Here is an 18,395-nt window from a genome sequence, read left to right on the forward strand (position 1 = left end):
CTAGGGACGATAAAGCCACAGGGGCATGCCGCTGGTAGAGCGTTCAAACTCTAGCCACTCTAGGGTGGCATTGAGGGCTGGTACCGCCAGGGCGGGATAGGCCAGGCCCGAGACAGCGACATGGCTATTGCCGGGCACCAGTCGTCGCAAGAAAGGCTTTTTCTCATCAAAGGTGATGCACTCGGCCTTGTCAGGGTCGAGATCGGCCAGTTCGGCGGCCCAGCGGCGGGCGTCTTCCTCGCTGCCGAGGCGGTCGACAACGCCAAGTTGGAGAGCCTGTTCGCCGGTAAAAATGCGTCCGTCGGCAAAGCTGCGCACGGTCTCTTCGCTCAGGTGGCGAGCCTCGGCAACGGTTTTGACAAACTGGCCATAGCTAACGTCGATCAGCTCTTGCAGAATGCCCTTTTCGGGCTCGGTGAGTTCGCGATCGAAGGCGAGAATGTCTTTGTAAGGGCCAGACTTAATCACCTTGAACGACACGCCCACCTTATCGAGCAGACGCTCCAGGTTATTGCCCCGTAGGATGACGCCAATGCTGCCGGTGATCGTGCCAGGGTTGGCCACAATGTGGTTGGCCCCCATGCCAATGTAAACCCCGCCCGAAGCGGAGATATTGCCAAAGCTGGCCACAATTTTGAGCTTGTCTTTGAGCCGTTTGAGGGCGGCGTAGATTTCTTGGGAGTCGCCCACGGTGCCGCCTGGGCTATCGATGCGCAGCAGCAGCGCCGGAAAGCGCCTTTCCTCAATTTCTTTGAGGGCCTCTAGCATGCGCTTGCGGGTGGCGGCCCCGATCACGCCGGTCACGTCAATGCGGGCAATGGACTTGCGAGAACGGCGAGAAAACGGCCAAACCATAGGGTTATCAACAACTGTAGGCGGACAAGGGTGAACAGCAGATGCCCCGGCAGTGAATGGGCTAGGGCCAGGGTCTATTGTAGCCAAAACGACACTGTGCGAGGCGTAGCGCCGCCGGGGGTAGAGGTTGAGTGATTTTAGGGAGGACAGCACCCTACCCCGAACTGCGTTAACATTCCTCAAAGAAAGCCTTTTTGGCCGCTGCGATCGCCCTTGGGCGGGTTTCTAACCATTCCCCTTCATTTCCCCACTATGGATTCAGTTTCCGTTCCCCAGTCGGTTACTCGCAACCCCATTGTGCTGATTGCGCCTTTCTTTTTGTGGGGCACAGCCATGGTGGCGATGAAGGGAGCCATGCCCCACACCACGCCGTTCTTTATGGCGGGTGTACGGCTGGTGCCTGCGGGTCTGCTCGTACTGTTGGTGGGGTTGTTTTTGGGCCGTTCCCAGACCATTAGCCGTCAGGGCTGGCTGTGGATAGCGCTCTTTGCCCTGGTGGATGGCACACTGTTCCAAGGATTTTTGGCGGCGGGTCTGCAGCGGACTGGGGCCGGCCTGGGCTCGGTGATGATTGACTCTCAACCCCTAGCGGTGGCGGTCATGGCGCGAGGTCTTTTTGGCGAGTACATCGGTGCCCTCGGCTGGATTGGTCTGATGTGGGGCATTGCGGGTATTAGCCTGCTAGGCCTGCCCGACGAATGGATTTTTTCGCTCTTCCATGGCGACACGGCCTGGCTGACCGAGGGCACCGCCCTAACAACCCTCTCGCAAGGCGGCGAATGGCTGATGCTGCTGGCGGCCCTGTCAATGGCCACTGGCACAATTTTAATTCGCTACGTCTGCCGCCATGTGGACCCGGTTGTGGCCACAGGCTGGCACATGGTGCTAGGAGGTATTCCTCTATTTGTGCTGTCGTCCCTGGAGGAAGTGCAGCCTTGGCAGGGGTTGACGGGCCTAGACTGGGGGGCGATCGCCTACTCGACCATCTTCGGCAGTGCCCTGGCCTACGGCATTTTCTTCTTTCTAGCGGCCCAGGGCAACCTCACCAGCCTCAGCGCCCTGACCTTTTTGACCCCAGTATTTGCCCTGCTGTTTGGCAACCTGTTTTTGGGCGAAACCCTGAGTTCATTGCAGTGGTTGGGGGTCAGCTTTACCTTGGTCAGCATTTACTTGATTAACCAGCGCGATGCCCTAACCCAGAAGCTACGCCAGTTGACCCTGGCCTACGAGACGGCAACCTCGACAGACAGTACCCCAGTGGAACCGGACTAGGTGAGGGAGTAGATGGGTGGGGCAGCATCCTGAGTTGACCGCTGGCAGGTTAAGTTACCTTAGGGGCATCCACACTGGGCAACCGTTGCCGCCAGCTATGGGCTGATATGAGATTTAGAATGCTAACGCCAGGGAGAGGTCTGGTCTGCCGCAGTGCTTCTGGGGCGGGGTTTGCTGTTGTGACCCTGGCTGTGGGTTTATCGATGATGGGTCTGTCGGGGTTAGAGTCTGCGATCGCCCAAGCCTCTACCGACCCATCTGACCAGCTCGATACCCAGCCGATCGCCCAGACAGCCGATCCTGCGCCTGACTTGATCGAACCCTCTGACGCCGAACCTGCTGCACCGACTGAGCTCCCTGCGGACGCAGACCAGGCGGTGCAGCAGGCTGAGTCTGGCCGCCGCTGGCTGTGGCTAGGGTTGGGGGGGCTGGCGCTGGCGGGCTGCTTGGGGGGCTGGCGGTTTTTAGGCCAGGGGCGATCGGCAAAACGTTCAACCGCTAACGGGGGACAAGCACCCAGTGCTGACTCCCAGACTAGGAGCTTGGCCGAGCCTGCCCTGGCCCCAGATGATTCCACTGCTCCTCCAAGTGCAGCGGGGCATACAGAGACTCTAGAGTCCCCGGCCCTGGATCTGGCAACCCCGGCGGCGGCCACTGACCTGACCCTAGACGCCACCACCCGTCTGACCTCGGGGGATATCGTAGATTCGTTGATCCATGAGCTCGCTAACCGCGATGGTGCGATACGCCGCCACGCCATTTGGGAGCTGGGTCAGCGGGGGCATTCTGACGCCATTCAGCCTTTGATCAACGGCCTGCTCGATGCCGATTCCCAAGAAAAAAGCCTGATTTTGGCCGCCCTGGCCGAGATTAGCAGCCGTAGCCTAAAGCCCATGCACCGGGCCTTGGCTTTAGGCCTGCAAGACCCTAGCCCCGAGGTGCGCAAAAACGCCATTCGCGACCTGAGCCGGATTTACGACACGGTGGTGCAGCTCAGCCACATGCTGGCCCACGCCACCCAAGACCCCGATGTCGGCGTGCAGGAAACCGCCCAGTGGGCGCTTAGCCAGCTCAACCGCATTCCGGCGGCGACCTATCCAACGCTGTCCCCCGAGGCCAACTTCCGAGATGGCCCCTACGACAGCCTCCCCCCAGCCAGCTAATTTTTGGCCCCTCTGCCGCCTCACTCCATTACTCCCTCACCCTCTCCCATGTCCATCCCTCGCCGCCTGCTGTTTGTGTCAACTCCTGTCGGGCCGCTGGGGTCGGGGCTGGGGGGCGGGGTAGAGCTTACCCTGCTTAACCTGGCTCGGGGAATGCGCGATCGCGGCCATCAGATCACCGTGCTCGCTCCCGATGGGTCGAGCCTGGGTGATGTTGCCATTGTGACGGTGCCGGGGCAGCTACAGCCCACGGCCCATACTCAGGGCCGCTGTGCGCCGGTCGTGCTCCCCGTAGACAGTGCGTTGGGCGCGATGTGGCGCTATGCTCGACAGCACCAGGATCAATTTGACCTAATTATCAACCTAGCCTATGACTGGTTGCCCTTTTACCTAACGGAGTTTTTTGTGACCCCGGTGGCTCACTTTGTCACCATGGGCTCCCTCAGCGATGCGATGGATGAAGCTATCTGCCAGGTAGCTCAGCAGTTTCCCCGTTACCTGGGAGCCTACACGCGCACCCAGGCCGAAACGTTTGGGGTGGCTGATGCCTTTGAGCTGCTCAGCAGCGCCATCGATCTAGATCGATACGAGTTTTGCTCTACCCCCGGTGATGCCCTGGCCTGGCTGGGGCGCATTTCTCCCGAAAAGGGGCTAGAGGATGCCCTAGAGGCCGCCGAAATTGCTCAGGCTCCGCTGAAGATTTTGGGCAAGCTGGAGGACGCCGCCTACTGGGAGGCGCTGTGCGATCGCTTTCCCCGAGCCTCTGACTGCTACCTTGGGTTCTTGCCCACCGCCGAACTCCAGCAGGTGCTGCGCCAGTGCCGCGCTCTGGTGATGACCCCGCGCTGGGTCGAAGCCTTTGGCAATGTGGCCATTGAAGCTCTGGCTTGCGGCGTGCCGGTGATTGCCTATGCCCGAGGCGGCCCGGCTGAAATTGTGCAGCCAGGTAAAACGGGCTGGCTGGTGCTGCCGGATGATGTGCAGGGGTTGGTGGATGCGATCGCCAAAATCGACCAGCTCGATCGCTACGCCTGCCGTCGCCAGGCCGAAACCGAGTATTCCCTCAGTGCCCTAGCCGTTCGCTTTGAGCAATGGTTCGAAACTATAATCGCGAACCGGTAGAGGGTTTTACACAAACTTTGGCCACTACTGGGCTTGGGCTACGGGATGCTGCCGCAGCTGCTCTAGCCGCTGAAAGTCGTGGTGCAAGGCTTGGCGCAAAGAGCGATTCTGAGGATCGACCCGGCGGGCCTTTTTCAGGCAGGCTTCCGCTTTTTGGAGGTTGCCGTGATTGAGCAAGTCGTGCCCCCAACGATAATAGGTGATGGCGTGCCACTGGCGAATCTCTGGGTCTTCTGGGAAGCGCTGCACCAGCCCTTCTACCAGAGCTACCGCCCGGGGAAACCGCTGTCCCTTAAATAGCTCTCGCAACTGCTTAAAGCTGTTTACCTTAAGCTGTTGATCGGCTGCTGATCCCCCAGGGGTGGGGCTAACGGTGAATTCGACCTCTTTGGCGGGTGGCGGAGTGGCGGGTACTGAAGGGCGGGAGGCAGCAGCGGAAGGTGTTGTTTGAGCAGGTGCCTTGGTGGCTTGGCTGGGAGTGGCTTTGCGCTGAGCCGCTACGGCTTCCACGGGCAGCGCATTCACCAAAGCCTGATAGGCCTGGGTCACCTGAATAAATTTTTCTTTGGCTAACTGATCACCGGGGTTGATGTCGGGGTGATATAGCCGAGCTAGATTGCGATAGGCCAGCTTGACATCGCCAAAGCTGGCCCCGGTTCTAAGCCCCAATATGCGGTAGTAATGCGCCAGCGCCATAGTTCGCTAACTCAAGAGAATGAGGTACGTGTGCTGGCCCTATTCTGCCAACGGTCAGCAGAAATGGCGCAGTTAATTACACCGCAGCGGTTGCAGGAGAAACAAGTTCCTGAGTGCGGTCTTCAATCACTCGGTCGATCAGGCCGTAGGCGACAGCCTCCTCTGCCGACATGAAGTAGTCGCGATCGGTGTCCTTTTGAATTTGCTCAATGGAGCGACCGGTGTGGCGGGCCATCATTTCGTTGAGTTCTTGGCGAACCCGCAGAATTTCCTTGGCCTCAATGGCAATGTCGCTGGCTTGGAGGCGCTGTCGCCCGGTGCCGCCCATGGGTTGGTGAATCATGATGCGCGAGTGGGGCAGGGCAACTCGCTTGCCGTGGCTGCCCGCCGCCAGCAAAAACGCTCCCATGGAAGCGGCCAGACCCAGACAGATAGTGACCACGTCAGACTTGATGTACTGCATGGTGTCGTAGATCGCCATGCCCGCCGTCACTGACCCGCCGGGGGAGTTGATGTAGAGGTAGATGGGCTTGGTGTTGTCGTCGGAGTCGAGGTACAGCATGGCGGCCACGATGGAATTGGCCAGCGTGTCGGTGACCTCTTGACCGAGAAAAATAATCCGCTCCTGGTTTAGGCGGGTGTAGATGTCGACCCACTGGGAGTACTGGCTACCGGGCAAACGATAGGGAACTTTGGGAGTGCCGATGGGCATAGTGCTCTTTCAACCTAAAAATAAAACAACGGACGTGGGATGGTTAAAGACCGGTTTTTGAGGGACGATTCTCCTCCGGGGAGGCTGTGCCATCGCCCCTCAAACCTGATACCTGGGCCTAAAGCCCTGCCCCAGCGGGCACCGGCAGCTCTTTGCGGCTAGACAGCACCCGGTCGATGATGCCGTATTCTTTGGCTTCTTCTGGGTTCATGTAGAACATGCGATCAGAATCGTGCAGCACCTGCTCCAAGGTTTTGCCAGTGCTCTTAGCCAGAATGCTCATCATGGAGCGCTTGTTGTCGAGCACTTCTTTAGCCCGAATTTCGATATCGGTGGCCTGACCCTGGGCACCGCTGCGGGGCTGGTTGAGCACAATGCGAGCGTGGGGCAGACTAGCCCGATAGCCCTTGGTGCCCGCCGCCAAAATTACCGCCGCCGACCCCATCGCCTGACCAATGCAGATGGTGTGCACTGGGGGCTTGATATAGTTCATGGTGTCGCAGATGGCAAAGGCTTCGGTGTCGTAGCCAACCATGCTGCCATCGTGCCAGGAGGTGCCAGTGGAGTTGATATAGAAAAAGATCGGCTTATCGGGGTCATCAAACTGCAAGAAGAGCAGCTGAGCAATAATCAGCTCGGTAACGTCAATACCCACCTGCTGTTTAACGTCATCCCCTGAGAACAGGGGTAGGCCCAGATATACAATCCGCTCCTTGAGCAGCAAGGAGGGCAGATCTGGGGGCGGCGTACGGTACGTCGCATCGCCATACGGTGCCTGCACGGCTTTAATCTCTAAACTCATAGACCGAAGACGCCCAAATACGCGTTTTTAACAGTGTAACGCGGGATTGAGCTGGGTTCTATGCCGCCCCCAAGACGGATATCCCCACCTGAGTCTCTGTCGAAATGTAGAGCCCGGTTGCTCCTTTCTGGGGATGTATATCATTGGGCTTAACTCTAAAGTGGGGGAAGATTTTCGTTAAGGAATTTACACCCATGTCCATTGAAGATCGTGTCAAGGCGACCGCTCAAAATATCGAGGGCAAGGTGCAGGCTGCTGCGGGTGAAATTACAGGCGACACCAGGAGTAAAGCCGAGGGGCATGCTAAGCAGGCCGAAGCCCAGGCCACCCACGCTAAAGAAGATGTGAAGGATGCGCTGAAAAAAGCCATCGACTAAGCGCTACAGCCTACTGTTTGAACCCTATTAGTGACCCGTTGGGGCAGCCACTGGCTGCCCCTTTTTATTTGATATTTGAATGACGAGGGAGTAAAGCTGTCGCCCAACTGTGGCTAGCAGCACAATTGCTGAGTAAATTTCAGTTTGGGAGCCGAAATGGGTTCTCTAAACCAGAGAGGATTTCCTGTCTAACGTTGGGGCGTGCCGCGACTATGTTCTCGATTTTTATATTGACCCACAATGAGGAGCGGGATATTGCCGCTTGTATTGAGTCGGCCCTGCTGTCTGACGATGTGATTGTGGTGGACTCGTGCAGCAGCGATCGCACCCAAGCGATCGCCACCCAATACCCCGTCTGTTTCATCGAGCATCCCTTCACCAGTCACGGCCAGCAGCGCACCTGGATGCTAGAGCATGTGCCCTACCGCTACGACTGGGCCTACATTCTCGAAGCCGACGAGCGCATGACGCCAGAGCTGTTTGCCGAATGTTTGGCTGTAATTGCCAACGGCGACAAAGTGGGCTACTACGTGGCCGAGCGGGTCATGTTCATGGGCCGCTGGATTCGCCGCAGCACTCAGTTTCCTCGCTACCAACTGCGATTGCTGCGGCGGGGCAAAGTCTGGTTTGACGACTACGGTCACACCGAGCGCGAAATCGTCGACGGCCCCACCGGATTTTTGCAGGAGACCTATCCCCACTACACCTGTAGCAAAGGGCTGAGCCGGTGGATCGACAAGCACAACCGCTACTCCACCGATGAGGCCGCCGAAACCCTGCGGCAGTTGCAAAGCGGAACCGTGGACTGGCAAGCGCTCCTTTGGGGCAAATCTGAAGTGGAGCGACGGCGAGCATTGAAAGATCTCTCGCTGCGACTGCCCCTGCGCCCCCTGACCCGGTGGCTCTACATGATGTTCATCCTCGGCGGCTGGCGCGATGGCCGGGCCGGGCTAGCCTGGTGCACTCTCCAAGCGTTTTATGAATATTTAATTGTGCTCAAGGCGCGGGAATTGATGCATCCCGAATATCTGACGGGAGTACAGCCAAGCGTCGAAAAAGCTGGTGCTCTCCCCATCTCCAAGGAAATTTCAGCATCGTCAGGCGTTGTGATGCCACCAATGCAGTAAGGGACTTGGAGTTTGGATCAAAGTGAGTTTACCAAACCAAGGCTTTGGTATGGTGCTACTTACGTTGAAGCCAGTTCTGGTATCAAAAGCCCCTTGAGGTCTAAATTCTTCAAGTCCACCTTGGCAGAAGCTAGGTCAATTTCAAGGCCTACAACGCTGCCAGCCTCATCAAAATCAACCACCACATCAGGGGCAATTTCTTCAGATTCTACGCTAGGAGAATCATTGAGACGAATCGAGAGGGTGTCGGTGTCTGGGAAATATTGGATTCTCAAGGTTCTAAGCCCCTTTGTAAGCGAGAGCGAAAGTTGCGGTCAAAGTAAACGTTGTGCAAAGTTTCACCGTCTTCTAGGACGATAACTCTGAGAACGCGATCGCCATATTCTGGAATGATAGCCCAGGCACTCAATCGTCCATTGGGCTGAACTGTTGTTTTGATTGGGTTCCTCAGAACTAGCTCGCACCATTCGCGCCGAATTTCAGGTCTTTCCAGCAGCTTTTGCTCAAAATAGGGTGTTGTTTTCAAACTCAAATTTTCAACTTTTCTATCAAGGCGGCCTCCTGCTGGCTTAGGATAACCCGCTAGATATGTGTTGCAGCACAGGGTTTACTTGCCTACCCATCCCTCACTCACCAAACGCTATCGTAGAAAAATGAGTGAATACAGGGTAAAACGGGTTGCGGCTCCCCCCAAAAAAGCTTCGTGGCGTAATCTAGGGCAGTCGCTGGCCATGTATCGCTACGGGCAGCGGGCGATTCAGCTAGTGTGGCAGACCGACTGGCGGCTGACGGTGGTGTTGGGGTTGCTGACATTGGTGGCGGGCTTGCTACCGGCGGCGATCGCTTACGTCGGCAAATTAATTGTCGATGGCGTAGTCAAGGCTGCCCAGTCAGGATTAGCGATCGATCGCCAGGCGGCATTAATGTACCTGGCGCTGGAAGCCTTGCTGGTAGCAGGGTTAGCCGGAGCGCGGCAGGGGTTAACCCTGTGCCAGTCGCTGCTGCGGGTGCTGCTGGGGCAGCGGGTCAACGTGATGATTCTCGAAAAAGCCCAGACCCTGCCGCTGACCTACTTCGAAGATTCTGAGTTTTACGACAAAATGACCCAGGCCCGGCGGGAGGCGTCAGCGCGGCCCCTGAGCATGGTGAACCGCACCTTTGGCGTGGTGCAGGATGTGCTGTCGCTGCTCACCTTTGGGGGGCTGCTGCTGCAATTTTCGGGCTGGGCGGTGGCACTGCTGGCCGTGGCCACCCTACCTGCCTTCATCGCTGAAACCCAGTTCGCGGGGGAGGCCTTTCGCCTGTTTAAGTGGCGATCGCCCGAAACCCGCCAGCAAATTTACCTGGAGGCACTGCTGGCGCGGGAGGACTTTGCCAAGGAGGTCAAGCTGTTTGGCCTTGGGCCGCTGCTGCTCGAGCGCTACCAGGATATTTTTCAGCGCCTCTATAAAGAAGACCGCAGCCTGACGGTGCGCCGCAGCGGCTGGAGCTACGGGCTGGGGCTGCTGAGCACCGTGTCGTTTTACCTGGCCTACTGCTGGATTGTGCTGGAGGCGATCGCAGGCCGCATTTCCCTGGGTGAGTTGACTATGTATCTGACGGTGTTTCGCCAGGGGCAGACTACCTTTGCCAGCACCCTGACAGCAATCGGCGGCATGTATGAGGACGGGCTCTACCTGGCTAACCTCTACGAATTTCTCGAACAGCCTGTGCCGGAGGATATGGGCACTGCCGATCGCGGTATCGATCCGATCGACGGGCTGCGGTTTGAGAACGTGTCGTTTACCTATCCGGGCAGCGATCGGCTGGCCTTAGAGAACGTCTCCTTTCACCTGAAGCCGGGGGAAAAGATGGCGATCGTGGGCGAAAACGGCTCGGGCAAAACCACCCTGATCAAGCTGTTGACCCGGCTTTACACGCCTTCTCAAGGCCGCATTCTGCTCGATGGCCGCGACCTGCAAGAGTGGGACGCTGACGTGGTGCAGCAGCGCATCGGCGTAATTTTTCAAGACTTTGTGCGCTACCAGTTCAAGGTGGGCGAAAACATTGGCGTCGGCGATGTCACCGACTTCGAAGATGCCCAGCGCTGGCAGGTTGCTGCCGCCAAGGGCACCGCTACAGAATTTATTGAGGATTTGCCTGAGGGATTCAACACCCAGCTTGGCAAATGGTTCTTTGGCGGGCAAGAGTTGTCGGGCGGGCAGTGGCAAAAAATCGCCCTCTCCCGCGCTTTTATGCGCACCGACGCCGATATTCTGGTGCTGGATGAGCCGACGTCAGCTATGGATGCCGAGGCCGAAACCCTTTTGTTTGAGCAGTTTCGCGAAGCTACCCAAAACCAGATGGCGATTTTGATTTCCCACCGCTTTTCGACGGTGCGGCGGGCCGACAACATCATTGTGCTGGCCCAGGGCAAGCTGATCGAGCAGGGTAGCCACGAAGAGCTGTTGCGCCAGGATGGCCGCTACGCTCGTCTGTTTACGATGCAGGCAGCGGGATATCTGTAGGGCATGGCGCTAGCCAAAGCGCCCTAGGGCAATGGCATGACCTAATTGATGCGATCGCAGATTGAGCCGCTGCAATGGCATTGTCTGCTCGCATTGCTTTACCACCCTCTGCATTGACAAGTCATGCCCTCGCATTGGCATCACCAGCGGTGGTTTTAAGTTATCCATCGGGTGCATGGCGACTGGCCGTGGGGGAGGGTGCGATCGCCGCCACAAACTACCCTAGCCAACCATAATCCACCGCGCTGCCTAGCGCCAAAACCCTGCGATCGAGCCTTCCTTTGCCGCAAAGCGAATTTCGGCGTTGCTGAATTGAGGAATGAATCTGCAAAAGCAACGGTTACTGCATCGGCCCCCCAACCCCCCAATTTTGGGGGACTTTGAAGTCGTCCGGTTCCCCCCAGAATTGGGGGGTTAGGGGGGCAAATCATACTACTGATCAGCAACGCCCGAATTTCTTCTCTACGCTGTTAAAGGCCAACGTTGTTGGCTGAGGAACCTGGTTTCTAGCTTCTTCACTTTGGGCACTCTAAAGACTTATCAAGGCTTCATCCAGAAACCTTTTCCCTTCAGAAATAGAGTGATATAAACAAAAGTAATAGACCCAATCATCGATATTCCGACCGGAAAACCGTAGATTGAGTTCGTAGTCCTTGTCTATTGCAGGGTTCTGCTTTTGGCATAGCCTTGCCTCCATCCCCTCTTGGGAGGGGCTAGGAGCAATACCGTTACTCTCAACCCTCCGCTCTCAACGACCGCCCATGACGAGTGTCATCCCCCTCTACAACCCAGACGATCGCTTCTACTACTTTGCCTACGGCTCCTGCATGTGCCCAGTCGATTTGAAACGCTCCTTGGGCGAAAGCACCCACGCCTACGTGGTGGGGCCAGCGACGCTCGCTGGGTATCGGCTGGGGTTTTTTCGGCGATCGCGCCTGCGCAACTGTGGTGTTCTCGATGTTGTCCCTGACCAAAATTACACCGTGCAGGGTGTGCTCTATCACCTGCCCTGGCGGCTCAGCCCAGCCCTCGACTTGCGCGAAGAAGGCTACTGCCATGAAACAGTGACGGTAAACTGCAACGGACGAGCCTACGCCGAAACCCGCACCTACTCGGTGATCAGCAAAACCCACGAAGAAATTGCCCCCAATGAGTGGTATTCCAGCGTGGTCATGCGCGGTGCCGCCACCTGCGGACTACCAGAGCAATACTGCTGGGAACTGTTCCACCACATTCATTCTCTCCAGCGGCGGCAGGCTCCAGAGCCCCTGCGCCGGACTGCTTAGCTGCCGCACTGTCTAGCAACGGGTCAGGGCATTCCTTATAATAAGGGCTACCTATAACCCTTCACCCCGCCGCCACCGTGACCCAAACGCCGCTCTCGCCTCGCCCCGCCGTCACCGATGCTCGCCCCGATGCCCTGGGCCGCTTTGGTCAGTTTGGCGGCAAGTACGTGCCCGAAACCCTCATGCCCGCCCTCTTTGAGCTAGAGCAGGCGTTTTATCAATACCGCGACGAGGCCGACTTTAAGGCCGAGCTAGATGGCCTGCTCAAAGATTACGTCGGTCGGGCTACCCCCCTCTACTTTGCTGAGCGGCTTACCGCCCACTACCGCCACCCCGACGGCAGCGGCCCCGATATCTACCTCAAGCGCGAAGACCTCAACCACACCGGGGCGCACAAGATCAACAACGCCCTGGGCCAGGTGCTTTTGGCCAAGCGCATGGGCAAGCAGCGCATCATTGCCGAAACCGGAGCCGGTCAGCACGGGGTCGCTACTGCCACAGTGTGCGCCCGCTTTGGCCTCCAGTGCGTCATTTATATGGGCGTGCAGGATATGGAGCGCCAGTCGCTAAACGTGTTTCGCATGCGGCTGATGGGGGCCGAGGTGCGCGGTGTGACGGCGGGCACGGGTACCCTCAAAGACGCTACTTCTGAGGCGATTCGCGATTGGGTGACGAACGTTGAAAATACCCACTACATCCTGGGTTCTGTGGCGGGGCCACACCCCTACCCGATGATGGTGCGCGATTTCCACGCCATCATTGGCGAAGAGACTCGCGCCCAGTCCCTAGAAAAGTTTGGCGGTTTGCCCGATATTCTGATGGCCTGTGTCGGTGGCGGCTCTAACGCTATGGGTCTGTTCCACGAGTTTGTCAATGAGCCCACGGTGCGGATGATCGGCATTGAGGCAGCGGGCAGCGGTGTGGCTAGCGGTAAGCATGCGGCTACCCTGACGGAGGGCAGAGTAGGCGTGCTCCACGGAGCGATGAGCTACCTGCTGCAAGACAGTGAAGGCCAGGTGATCGAAGCTCACTCCATCAGTGCCGGTCTGGATTATCCTGGCGTTGGCCCTGAGCACAGCTTCTTAAAGGATGCGGGCCGGGCCGAATACTACAGCGTCACCGACCAGGAGGCGCTAGACGCCTTTCAGCGGGTGTCGCGCCTGGAGGGAATTATTCCTGCGTTGGAGACGGCCCATGCCTTTGCCTACCTCGAAACGCTGTGCCCTCAACTGACCGGCAACCCCCGGATTGTGATCAATTCCTCAGGCCGAGGCGACAAGGATGTGAACACCGTAGCCAAGGCCCTGGGTGGGCTAGAGTAAGTTACCAAATCGATTGGATTGTCCCAGCAACGGATTTGATCAGCGAAGGGTTGCAGATGAGTACAGAAATCGACGTCAAGCCAAAATCGTTGTACGACATCGATTACCAACTCTGGTTGGACGAGACAGTTGCTCAACTGCAATCCCAAAACTTTAGCGCCCTTGATTTGGAAAACTTGATTGAGGAAATTGAGAGCTTGGGCAGAAGTGATCAGCGATCGCTGAAAAGCTATTTGCGACAATTGTGTGAGCATTTCCTCAAGCTGCGATACTGGGAGGCGGATCGGGAAAGGTGCTTTCGAGGTTGGAATTTAGAAATTGCCAACTTGCGCTTAGAGATTCAATCCATTTTAGAAGACAGCCCTAGCCTAAGAAATGTCCTCAAAGAGCGGTTTGGCTTGGAGCATGGTAAAGCCAGAAAAACGTTTTTGAAGGCCAGTAGCTTAAAGCCTGACCTTATTCCTGAAGAACCAGATTTCACCCTTGAGCAGGTGCTGGACGAAGATTGGTTGCCGTGGCAGCCCGACCCATCTGACAACAATTAGGAGCACCATGGCCGACGGTTTTGAAATCTGCGATCGCGATCTCACCCCGGAGCTACTCGCCCGCTACCGGCAGGCCAGCGTCATGGCCATCGACACCGAAACCATGGGGCTGCTGCCGCTGCGCGATCGCCTCTGCCTGGTACAGCTCTCCGACGCCGACGGCTATGTGTCGGTCGTGCGCATCGAGCTAGGCCAAACCGAAGCGCCTCTGCTCAAAGAACTATTCGAAGACTCAAACATTCTCAAGCTGTTTCATTTTGCTCGGTTCGATTTGGCCACGCTCAAGCACAACTTGGGCATTACCGTAGCTCCCGTGTTTTGCAGCAAAATTGCCAGCAAGCTCAGCCGCACCTACAGTCCTCGCCACGGCCTTAAAGAGTTGGTTCGAGAGCTAGAGGGCATTGAACTCGACAAAACCGCCCAAAGCTCAGACTGGGGCAACGCCATGCACCTGTCTGAGGAGCAGCTTCGCTACGCGGCCAACGACGTGCGCTACCTGCACAGCATTCACCAAACCCTGACCGCTATGCTCAAGCGCGAGGGCCGATGGGAGCTAGCGCAGGATTGTTTTGACTGTTTGCCCACCTTCGTCGCCCTAGACTTGCTTCAGTACGTAGGGGTGTTCGAGCACTGAGCCATCATTCCTTTTCACCCCTGGGAAAGTGTGTCAATGGCTCTGTTTAGGGAACGACTGCTGCGATCGCAAGACAGGTAAGATAGGCCTATCCACCTTGAAGATGATCTACGAGGAGAACAACCATGAGCGTTGACAGCAAGGATTTTCAAGACGAACTGCAAAAGGCGATCGACTACGCCCACCAAATCACTGCCGAAAAGGGTGAAACCTCTACTGAAGCTGCTGCCGCCTGGGATGTCGTGGAAGAGATGCGCGCCGAGGTGTCGCACCAGCACCAGATCCCTAAGAAAACTGGTTTTGACCAGTATCTAGAAGACAATCCCGAAGCGCCTGAAGGATTAATGTACGACACTTAAAGGCAACTCCTGAGCGGTGATTTGACCCCTCCCAGGGGCAGATTTGGAGTGCTAAAATTGCCTTAGTTAGTTTTCGGTAGATTTCGCTTGTTTCATTTCATTTTGATTTCCGATACAGCTTTGTCTCCGTTTACTCACTGCACGTTGTACAGTACGGAGACAATCCTATGTCACTCTACGTTGGTAACTTGTCCTACGATGTCACTCGCGAAGATCTAGAGCGAGTGTTTGCAGAATACGGCGATGTGAAGCGGGTTAGCCTGCCCACCGATCGCGAAACGGGTAAGCCTCGGGGCTTTGCCTTTGTCGATATGGCTGCTGAAGCTCAAGAAGACGCCATCATCGAATCCCTCGATGGGGCTGAGTGGATGGGTCGCGAAATGCGGGTCAACAAGGCTCGCCCCCGCGACGATGCCCGCAGTGGTGCTAACGCAGGTAGCAGCAATGGTGGCAACTACCGCCGCACCGGCTTCTAGGCTCCCTTAACGAGCTAAACCGAGCCAAATATTCAGTAGGGTAGGTCACAGTGGCCTACCCTTTTTTGCGGGCAATCTACCCCTAAAACTGCTCGCGCTCGGCTACGACCGGAGAGCGATCGACGGTGGGTTGGGGTCTGCCGCTGGCATCGAGATAGCCCAGATCCTGCAAAAAGGCGTAGAGGGCGGTGGGAAAGTCGGCGTAGGCCTGGGTGGCTTCGCCGTCGTCGCCGTAGGTATTGAGGCCCCAGTCAGCGGTGCGATCGTAGTGGGCCAGCATGAATAGCCAGGCTTCTCGGTAGCGTCCCAGGCGAATATTTTGGGCTACGTAACCGGCTAGCACGCCGTTTTTGTCGCTGCGATCGGCAAATTCAGGGTCTTCTACGGTGAAGCGCATCCCGGCTGCCGTGTCATCGAGGTAGTTGGTGAACTGGGTGGTAGTATCGCGATACAGGCCATTCTCGTAAGTGAGAATGACGCTGGGCGGGTATGACCCGGCGTAGGAGCTAAAGCTGTAGAGAAAGGCATTGTCGAAGGTGACAAATTCCATCAGCCCATCGCCGTTGAGGTCTTTGAATTCGCCACCGCCGCCGTCGAGGTAGCCAAAGTAGACGGGGTTAAATTGCTCGTCTTGCCAGGTGTAGGTGGTCGTGGCCAGGCAGCAGTGGGCTCCGCCGGTAAAGGTTTGCACTACCACCTCTGAGGTGCCGTCGCTGTCGAGATCGATCAGCTCAATGCCCGCAAACATAGCGGCGGTGTCGGTGGTAGAGAGTTTCAGTTCGTCGTTATAAAACAGCTGAATGGTTAGGTTATTGCCGATTTCGTCGGCGTCGTAATCGAGTGGAGTGTAGCTGGCAACGACGCGAATAGGGCCTTGAGCAATCGCGCGATCGGTAAGCGCTTCGGTATCGTAATCAATTTCGATGCGAGGGTTCTCGGCTAGGGCGGGCAGTCCGAGGGTCAGCAGGCTACCGACGAGCAGGCTTGTGAGGATGGCTTTCATCAACGGTTCTCTGGCTCAATGACATTGTTTACACAGTGGGCTCAGCTTGCCCCGGTTGATTCTGCGGCTACCAGCGTCGCCAGTGGCGTTTGCCCACCACAAAGATGCCCAACAGCACCCCGACCAGCAGCGGGTAAGACATGGCCACCAGCGCGGTAGGAATGGGCAAAAACCCTTTGACAAACAGCACCAGAGCAATGCAGGGCACCAGCGCCCACAGCACGCCGGTATCGATATACACCTGGCTAAATAACCGTTCCAAAATGGTGAGGCCCAGGGCACCAATGCCAAACCCGGCGGCAATGGGTAGGGCCATGAATATCAGCTGTAGAAGCGGTAACAGACCGCTCTCAGCGTTAGCTAGCAGTAAGGCTAACCCCTGGGCTAGCAGTAGGTCGGCGGCGGTAGCGATCGCCACCGCCACCAAAGCCACCTGAAACAAAATTGCCCAGGGCAAAGACTTGAGCCGCCAAAAGGGATTACGCATAGCCGCAGCAATAGGAAGTCAAGCCCATTATTGCGCTGAATTCTCAATCTGGCTGTGAGAAGGGTGTCTATTGTGAGGCTGGGCGGGTGTCCTACTCCCCCTCAAAAGCAGGGATGATTGCTGTGATAAGTAAATCTTTGCGGTGCTGATGCCTTAGATATGGGATAACAATAGATGCGGGTTCGGGCGATCGCCTGGGCTTGGTCAGCCCTAAATTCTCTGTGATCTATGGAAAAGCTGCTGCGTGGTCTGCAAGACTTTCAGGAAAACTATATTCCCGACCGCCAAGAGCTGATCCAGAAGTTGGCCAAGGGGCAGAGCCCCAGGGTGTTGTTCATCGGCTGCTCTGACTCGCGGGTAGACCCTACGATCATTACCCAATCGGAGATTGGCGACCTGTTTGTCATTCGCAACGCGGGCAATATTATCCCCCCCTATGAGGCCACCAACGGTGGTGAAGGGGCCACCATTGAGTACGCCCTAGAAGCCCTGGATATTGAGCAGGTGATTGTCTGCGGCCACAGCCAGTGCGGAGCCATGAAGGGGCTTTTGCAGATTGGCGATTTAGAAGAAAAAATGCCCCTGGTCTATCACTGGCTGCACCACACCGAGGCCACCCGCAAGCTGGTGGAAGACAACTACGGCCACCTAGAGAAAAAAGAAAAGCTCAACCTCATGGTGGCCCAGAACGTGTTGACCCAAATCGATAACCTACAGACCTACCCCTCGGTGCGATCGCGGCTTCACATGGGCAACCTATCCATCCACGGCTGGATCTACGAACTCGAAACCGCCCAAATTCTTGCCTACGACGAGGACAGCAAAGCTTTTTTGCCTCCCCACAGCAAAATCGTTACCGACGGGCAAGGAGCGAAGGCGCTTAAGCCCGGCGGGCTGTCTCTAGAGTTTAACGACGCAGTGCGGCCCGGTGCCGGTGCCCCATCGGTGGCCCGGCCAGATTTTTCGGAACCGGTGCAGCCCTACTGGCCGGGGGCCAACCGCCTCAGCCCCGATCAGGCCGCCCGCATTTACCGGGGCGCTGGGGTGTAGATCTATCGATCAAAACTCGCAATTCGCCGGGCCGCGCCAATGCTCTGCTCGCCAGGGCCAAAGGTAACTTCTAAAGCTTGCTGGTCGGCAAAGGCGCTAGAGGCTTCGCGGTAGACAGTGCGAGTGGTGGGCAGGGTGCGCCGCTGGCCGTTGTAGTCAAAGGTGATGGCGTACTCGACATCCTTGAGCAGCATTGGGTCGGTGCGCTGCTCGATGGGTTCGCGTTTGCGGGCCTCAAGCTCATCGGCGGTGGGGCGAGGGGGCAGGGAGGGCCAGTAGAGCCCGTTGTCGTCGGGGCCGGTGGCAGCGCCCTCGGGGCGCACGCCATTGCGGTTAACGAGGGAGTTTGACTCGAAGGTTTCTTGGTGGATGGTCTGGCGGCGATCGAAGCTGCGGGCGTAGTCAACTTGCCAGGTTTGGGTAACGGTGGCTGTGGCTTCGTAGGTGCCAGTGGTGACGGTGTCGCCCGTGGCGGGATAATTTTCGCACCCAGCTATAAAACCGAGACTGAGGGCTAGGGTACCAGCCTGGAGCCAGCGGGATACGGAGAGCTGAGACATCAACGTAGGCATAGCAACTGTTGAACTCATCCAATCGGTG

Annotated in this window: 21 protein-coding genes; 13 read left to right on the plus strand and 8 right to left on the minus strand. The window is 57.2% G+C overall.

Annotated features, from left to right (window positions below; genetic code table 11):
* The gene (gene sppA / locus H6G07_RS20035; RefSeq protein ID WP_073610061.1) at positions 1 to 855 is read right to left on the minus strand and encodes a signal peptide peptidase SppA; all 855 of its coding nucleotides are present in this window, start codon (positions 853 to 855) and stop codon (positions 1 to 3) included.
* A 252-nt stretch (positions 856 to 1,107) separates the two neighbouring features.
* Here sppA and H6G07_RS20040 point away from each other — a divergent pair, with 252 nt between their 5' ends.
* From H6G07_RS20040 to H6G07_RS20050, 3 genes are all read left to right on the plus strand, one after another.
* A complete protein-coding gene (locus H6G07_RS20040) occupies positions 1,108 to 2,127 on the plus strand; it encodes a DMT family transporter (RefSeq protein ID WP_073610062.1) in 1,020 nt (339 codons plus the stop codon).
* Positions 2,128 to 2,306: 179 nt separating this feature from the next.
* Positions 2,307 to 3,290 (plus strand): HEAT repeat domain-containing protein, encoded by a 984-nt coding sequence (locus tag H6G07_RS20045; RefSeq protein ID WP_073610063.1) that lies wholly within the window; start codon positions 2,307 to 2,309, stop codon positions 3,288 to 3,290.
* A gap of 48 nt (positions 3,291 to 3,338) precedes the next feature.
* A complete protein-coding gene (locus tag H6G07_RS20050; RefSeq protein ID WP_073610064.1) occupies positions 3,339 to 4,412 on the plus strand; it encodes a glycosyltransferase family 4 protein in 1,074 nt (357 codons plus the stop codon).
* A gap of 24 nt (positions 4,413 to 4,436) precedes the next feature.
* Here the strand turns inward: H6G07_RS20050 and H6G07_RS20055 are convergent, their stop codons facing one another.
* From H6G07_RS20055 to H6G07_RS20065, 3 genes are all read right to left on the minus strand, one after another.
* Positions 4,437 to 5,108, minus strand: coding sequence for a J domain-containing protein (locus tag H6G07_RS20055; protein ID WP_073610065.1), 672 nt, complete (start codon positions 5,106 to 5,108; stop codon positions 4,437 to 4,439).
* 76 nt (positions 5,109 to 5,184) lie between these two features.
* Positions 5,185 to 5,820, minus strand: coding sequence for an ATP-dependent Clp protease proteolytic subunit (locus H6G07_RS20060; protein ID WP_073610066.1), 636 nt, complete (start codon positions 5,818 to 5,820; stop codon positions 5,185 to 5,187).
* A 118-nt stretch (positions 5,821 to 5,938) separates the two neighbouring features.
* The gene (locus tag H6G07_RS20065; protein ID WP_073610067.1) at positions 5,939 to 6,622 is read right to left on the minus strand and encodes an ATP-dependent Clp protease proteolytic subunit; all 684 of its coding nucleotides are present in this window, start codon (positions 6,620 to 6,622) and stop codon (positions 5,939 to 5,941) included.
* Positions 6,623 to 6,816: 194 nt separating this feature from the next.
* Between H6G07_RS20065 and H6G07_RS20070 the strand changes: the two genes are divergently transcribed.
* A complete protein-coding gene (locus H6G07_RS20070) occupies positions 6,817 to 6,999 on the plus strand; it encodes a CsbD family protein (protein ID WP_073610068.1) in 183 nt (60 codons plus the stop codon).
* A gap of 212 nt (positions 7,000 to 7,211) precedes the next feature.
* On the plus strand, positions 7,212 to 8,126 hold the full coding sequence (locus H6G07_RS20075; protein ID WP_073610069.1) for a glycosyltransferase family 2 protein: 915 nt from the start codon (positions 7,212 to 7,214) through the stop codon (positions 8,124 to 8,126).
* 59 nt (positions 8,127 to 8,185) lie between these two features.
* On the opposite strand, the gene H6G07_RS20080 is transcribed toward H6G07_RS20075, so the two are convergent.
* The gene (locus tag H6G07_RS20080; RefSeq protein WP_073610070.1) at positions 8,186 to 8,401 is read right to left on the minus strand and encodes a DUF2283 domain-containing protein; all 216 of its coding nucleotides are present in this window, start codon (positions 8,399 to 8,401) and stop codon (positions 8,186 to 8,188) included.
* Between the two features lie 378 nt (positions 8,402 to 8,779).
* Between H6G07_RS20080 and H6G07_RS20085 the strand changes: the two genes are divergently transcribed.
* The 7 genes from H6G07_RS20085 (at position 8,780) to rbp (ending at position 15,255) form a co-directional block, all read left to right on the plus strand.
* Entirely contained in the window at positions 8,780 to 10,633 is a 1,854-nt protein-coding gene (locus tag H6G07_RS20085; protein WP_073610072.1) for an ABC transporter ATP-binding protein, read from the plus strand.
* A gap of 761 nt (positions 10,634 to 11,394) precedes the next feature.
* Positions 11,395 to 11,919: a gamma-glutamylcyclotransferase gene (locus H6G07_RS20090; protein WP_073610073.1), complete on the plus strand. Its 525-nt coding sequence runs from the start codon at positions 11,395 to 11,397 to the stop codon at positions 11,917 to 11,919.
* Positions 11,920 to 11,996: 77 nt separating this feature from the next.
* Positions 11,997 to 13,241 (plus strand): tryptophan synthase subunit beta, encoded by a 1,245-nt coding sequence (gene trpB, locus H6G07_RS20095; protein WP_073610074.1) that lies wholly within the window; start codon positions 11,997 to 11,999, stop codon positions 13,239 to 13,241.
* 56 nt (positions 13,242 to 13,297) lie between these two features.
* Entirely contained in the window at positions 13,298 to 13,786 is a 489-nt protein-coding gene (locus H6G07_RS20100; RefSeq protein WP_073610134.1) for a DUF29 domain-containing protein, read from the plus strand.
* A 7-nt stretch (positions 13,787 to 13,793) separates the two neighbouring features.
* Entirely contained in the window at positions 13,794 to 14,420 is a 627-nt protein-coding gene (locus H6G07_RS20105; RefSeq protein ID WP_073610075.1) for a ribonuclease D, read from the plus strand.
* Positions 14,421 to 14,545: 125 nt separating this feature from the next.
* On the plus strand, positions 14,546 to 14,779 hold the full coding sequence (locus H6G07_RS20110) for a Calvin cycle protein CP12 (protein ID WP_073610076.1): 234 nt from the start codon (positions 14,546 to 14,548) through the stop codon (positions 14,777 to 14,779).
* Positions 14,780 to 14,946: 167 nt separating this feature from the next.
* Complete coding sequence (gene rbp / locus H6G07_RS20115; protein ID WP_073610077.1) at positions 14,947 to 15,255, plus strand: RNA-binding regulator; 309 nt, start codon at positions 14,947 to 14,949, stop codon at positions 15,253 to 15,255.
* An 82-nt stretch (positions 15,256 to 15,337) separates the two neighbouring features.
* Here the strand turns inward: rbp and H6G07_RS20120 are convergent, their stop codons facing one another.
* Together H6G07_RS20120 and H6G07_RS20125 are read right to left on the minus strand one after the other, a co-directional pair.
* Positions 15,338 to 16,258, minus strand: coding sequence for a hypothetical protein (locus H6G07_RS20120; protein WP_073610078.1), 921 nt, complete (start codon positions 16,256 to 16,258; stop codon positions 15,338 to 15,340).
* A gap of 67 nt (positions 16,259 to 16,325) precedes the next feature.
* Positions 16,326 to 16,745 carry a hypothetical protein gene (locus tag H6G07_RS20125; protein WP_073610079.1) on the minus strand — a complete coding sequence of 140 codons (420 nt, stop codon included), beginning with the start codon at positions 16,743 to 16,745 and terminating at the stop codon, positions 16,326 to 16,328.
* Positions 16,746 to 16,973: 228 nt separating this feature from the next.
* Between H6G07_RS20125 and H6G07_RS20130 the strand changes: the two genes are divergently transcribed.
* Positions 16,974 to 17,795, plus strand: coding sequence for a carbonic anhydrase (locus tag H6G07_RS20130; protein WP_073610080.1), 822 nt, complete (start codon positions 16,974 to 16,976; stop codon positions 17,793 to 17,795).
* 2 nt (positions 17,796 to 17,797) lie between these two features.
* Here the strand turns inward: H6G07_RS20130 and H6G07_RS20135 are convergent, their stop codons facing one another.
* A complete protein-coding gene (locus H6G07_RS20135; RefSeq protein ID WP_199312274.1) occupies positions 17,798 to 18,355 on the minus strand; it encodes a hypothetical protein in 558 nt (185 codons plus the stop codon).
* Between the last annotated feature and the right edge of the window lie 40 nt (positions 18,356 to 18,395).

The sequence above is a fragment of the Phormidium tenue FACHB-1052 genome (assembly GCF_014696675.1).
GTDB lineage: Bacteria > Cyanobacteriota > Cyanobacteriia > Phormidesmidales > Phormidesmidaceae > Nodosilinea > Nodosilinea tenuis_A.

Bases quoted from the DNA above. Each gene is read 5' to 3' on its own strand.
- H6G07_RS20065 (WP_073610067.1), bottom strand. From the start codon at position 6,622: ATGAGTTTAGAGATTAAAGCCGTGCAGGCACCGTATGGCGATGCGACG.
- H6G07_RS20085 (WP_073610072.1), top strand. From the start codon at position 8,780: ATGAGTGAATACAGGGTAAAACGGGTTGCGGCTCCCCCCAAAAAAGCT.
- H6G07_RS20055 (WP_073610065.1), bottom strand. From the start codon at position 5,108: ATGGCGCTGGCGCATTACTACCGCATATTGGGGCTTAGAACCGGGGCC.
- H6G07_RS20125 (WP_073610079.1), bottom strand. From the start codon at position 16,745: ATGCGTAATCCCTTTTGGCGGCTCAAGTCTTTGCCCTGGGCAATTTTG.
- H6G07_RS20110 (WP_073610076.1), top strand. From the start codon at position 14,546: ATGAGCGTTGACAGCAAGGATTTTCAAGACGAACTGCAAAAGGCGATC.
- H6G07_RS20070 (WP_073610068.1), top strand. From the start codon at position 6,817: ATGTCCATTGAAGATCGTGTCAAGGCGACCGCTCAAAATATCGAGGGC.
- H6G07_RS20050 (WP_073610064.1), top strand. From the start codon at position 3,339: ATGTCCATCCCTCGCCGCCTGCTGTTTGTGTCAACTCCTGTCGGGCCG.
- sppA (WP_073610061.1), bottom strand. From the start codon at position 855: ATGGTTTGGCCGTTTTCTCGCCGTTCTCGCAAGTCCATTGCCCGCATT.
- H6G07_RS20090 (WP_073610073.1), top strand. From the start codon at position 11,395: ATGACGAGTGTCATCCCCCTCTACAACCCAGACGATCGCTTCTACTAC.
- H6G07_RS20075 (WP_073610069.1), top strand. From the start codon at position 7,212: ATGTTCTCGATTTTTATATTGACCCACAATGAGGAGCGGGATATTGCC.
- H6G07_RS20060 (WP_073610066.1), bottom strand. From the start codon at position 5,820: ATGCCCATCGGCACTCCCAAAGTTCCCTATCGTTTGCCCGGTAGCCAG.
- H6G07_RS20120 (WP_073610078.1), bottom strand. From the start codon at position 16,258: ATGAAAGCCATCCTCACAAGCCTGCTCGTCGGTAGCCTGCTGACCCTC.
- H6G07_RS20100 (WP_073610134.1), top strand. From the start codon at position 13,298: ATGAGTACAGAAATCGACGTCAAGCCAAAATCGTTGTACGACATCGAT.
- H6G07_RS20040 (WP_073610062.1), top strand. From the start codon at position 1,108: ATGGATTCAGTTTCCGTTCCCCAGTCGGTTACTCGCAACCCCATTGTG.
- rbp (WP_073610077.1), top strand. From the start codon at position 14,947: ATGTCACTCTACGTTGGTAACTTGTCCTACGATGTCACTCGCGAAGAT.
- H6G07_RS20130 (WP_073610080.1), top strand. From the start codon at position 16,974: ATGGAAAAGCTGCTGCGTGGTCTGCAAGACTTTCAGGAAAACTATATT.
- H6G07_RS20135 (WP_199312274.1), bottom strand. From the start codon at position 18,355: ATGTCTCAGCTCTCCGTATCCCGCTGGCTCCAGGCTGGTACCCTAGCC.
- H6G07_RS20105 (WP_073610075.1), top strand. From the start codon at position 13,794: ATGGCCGACGGTTTTGAAATCTGCGATCGCGATCTCACCCCGGAGCTA.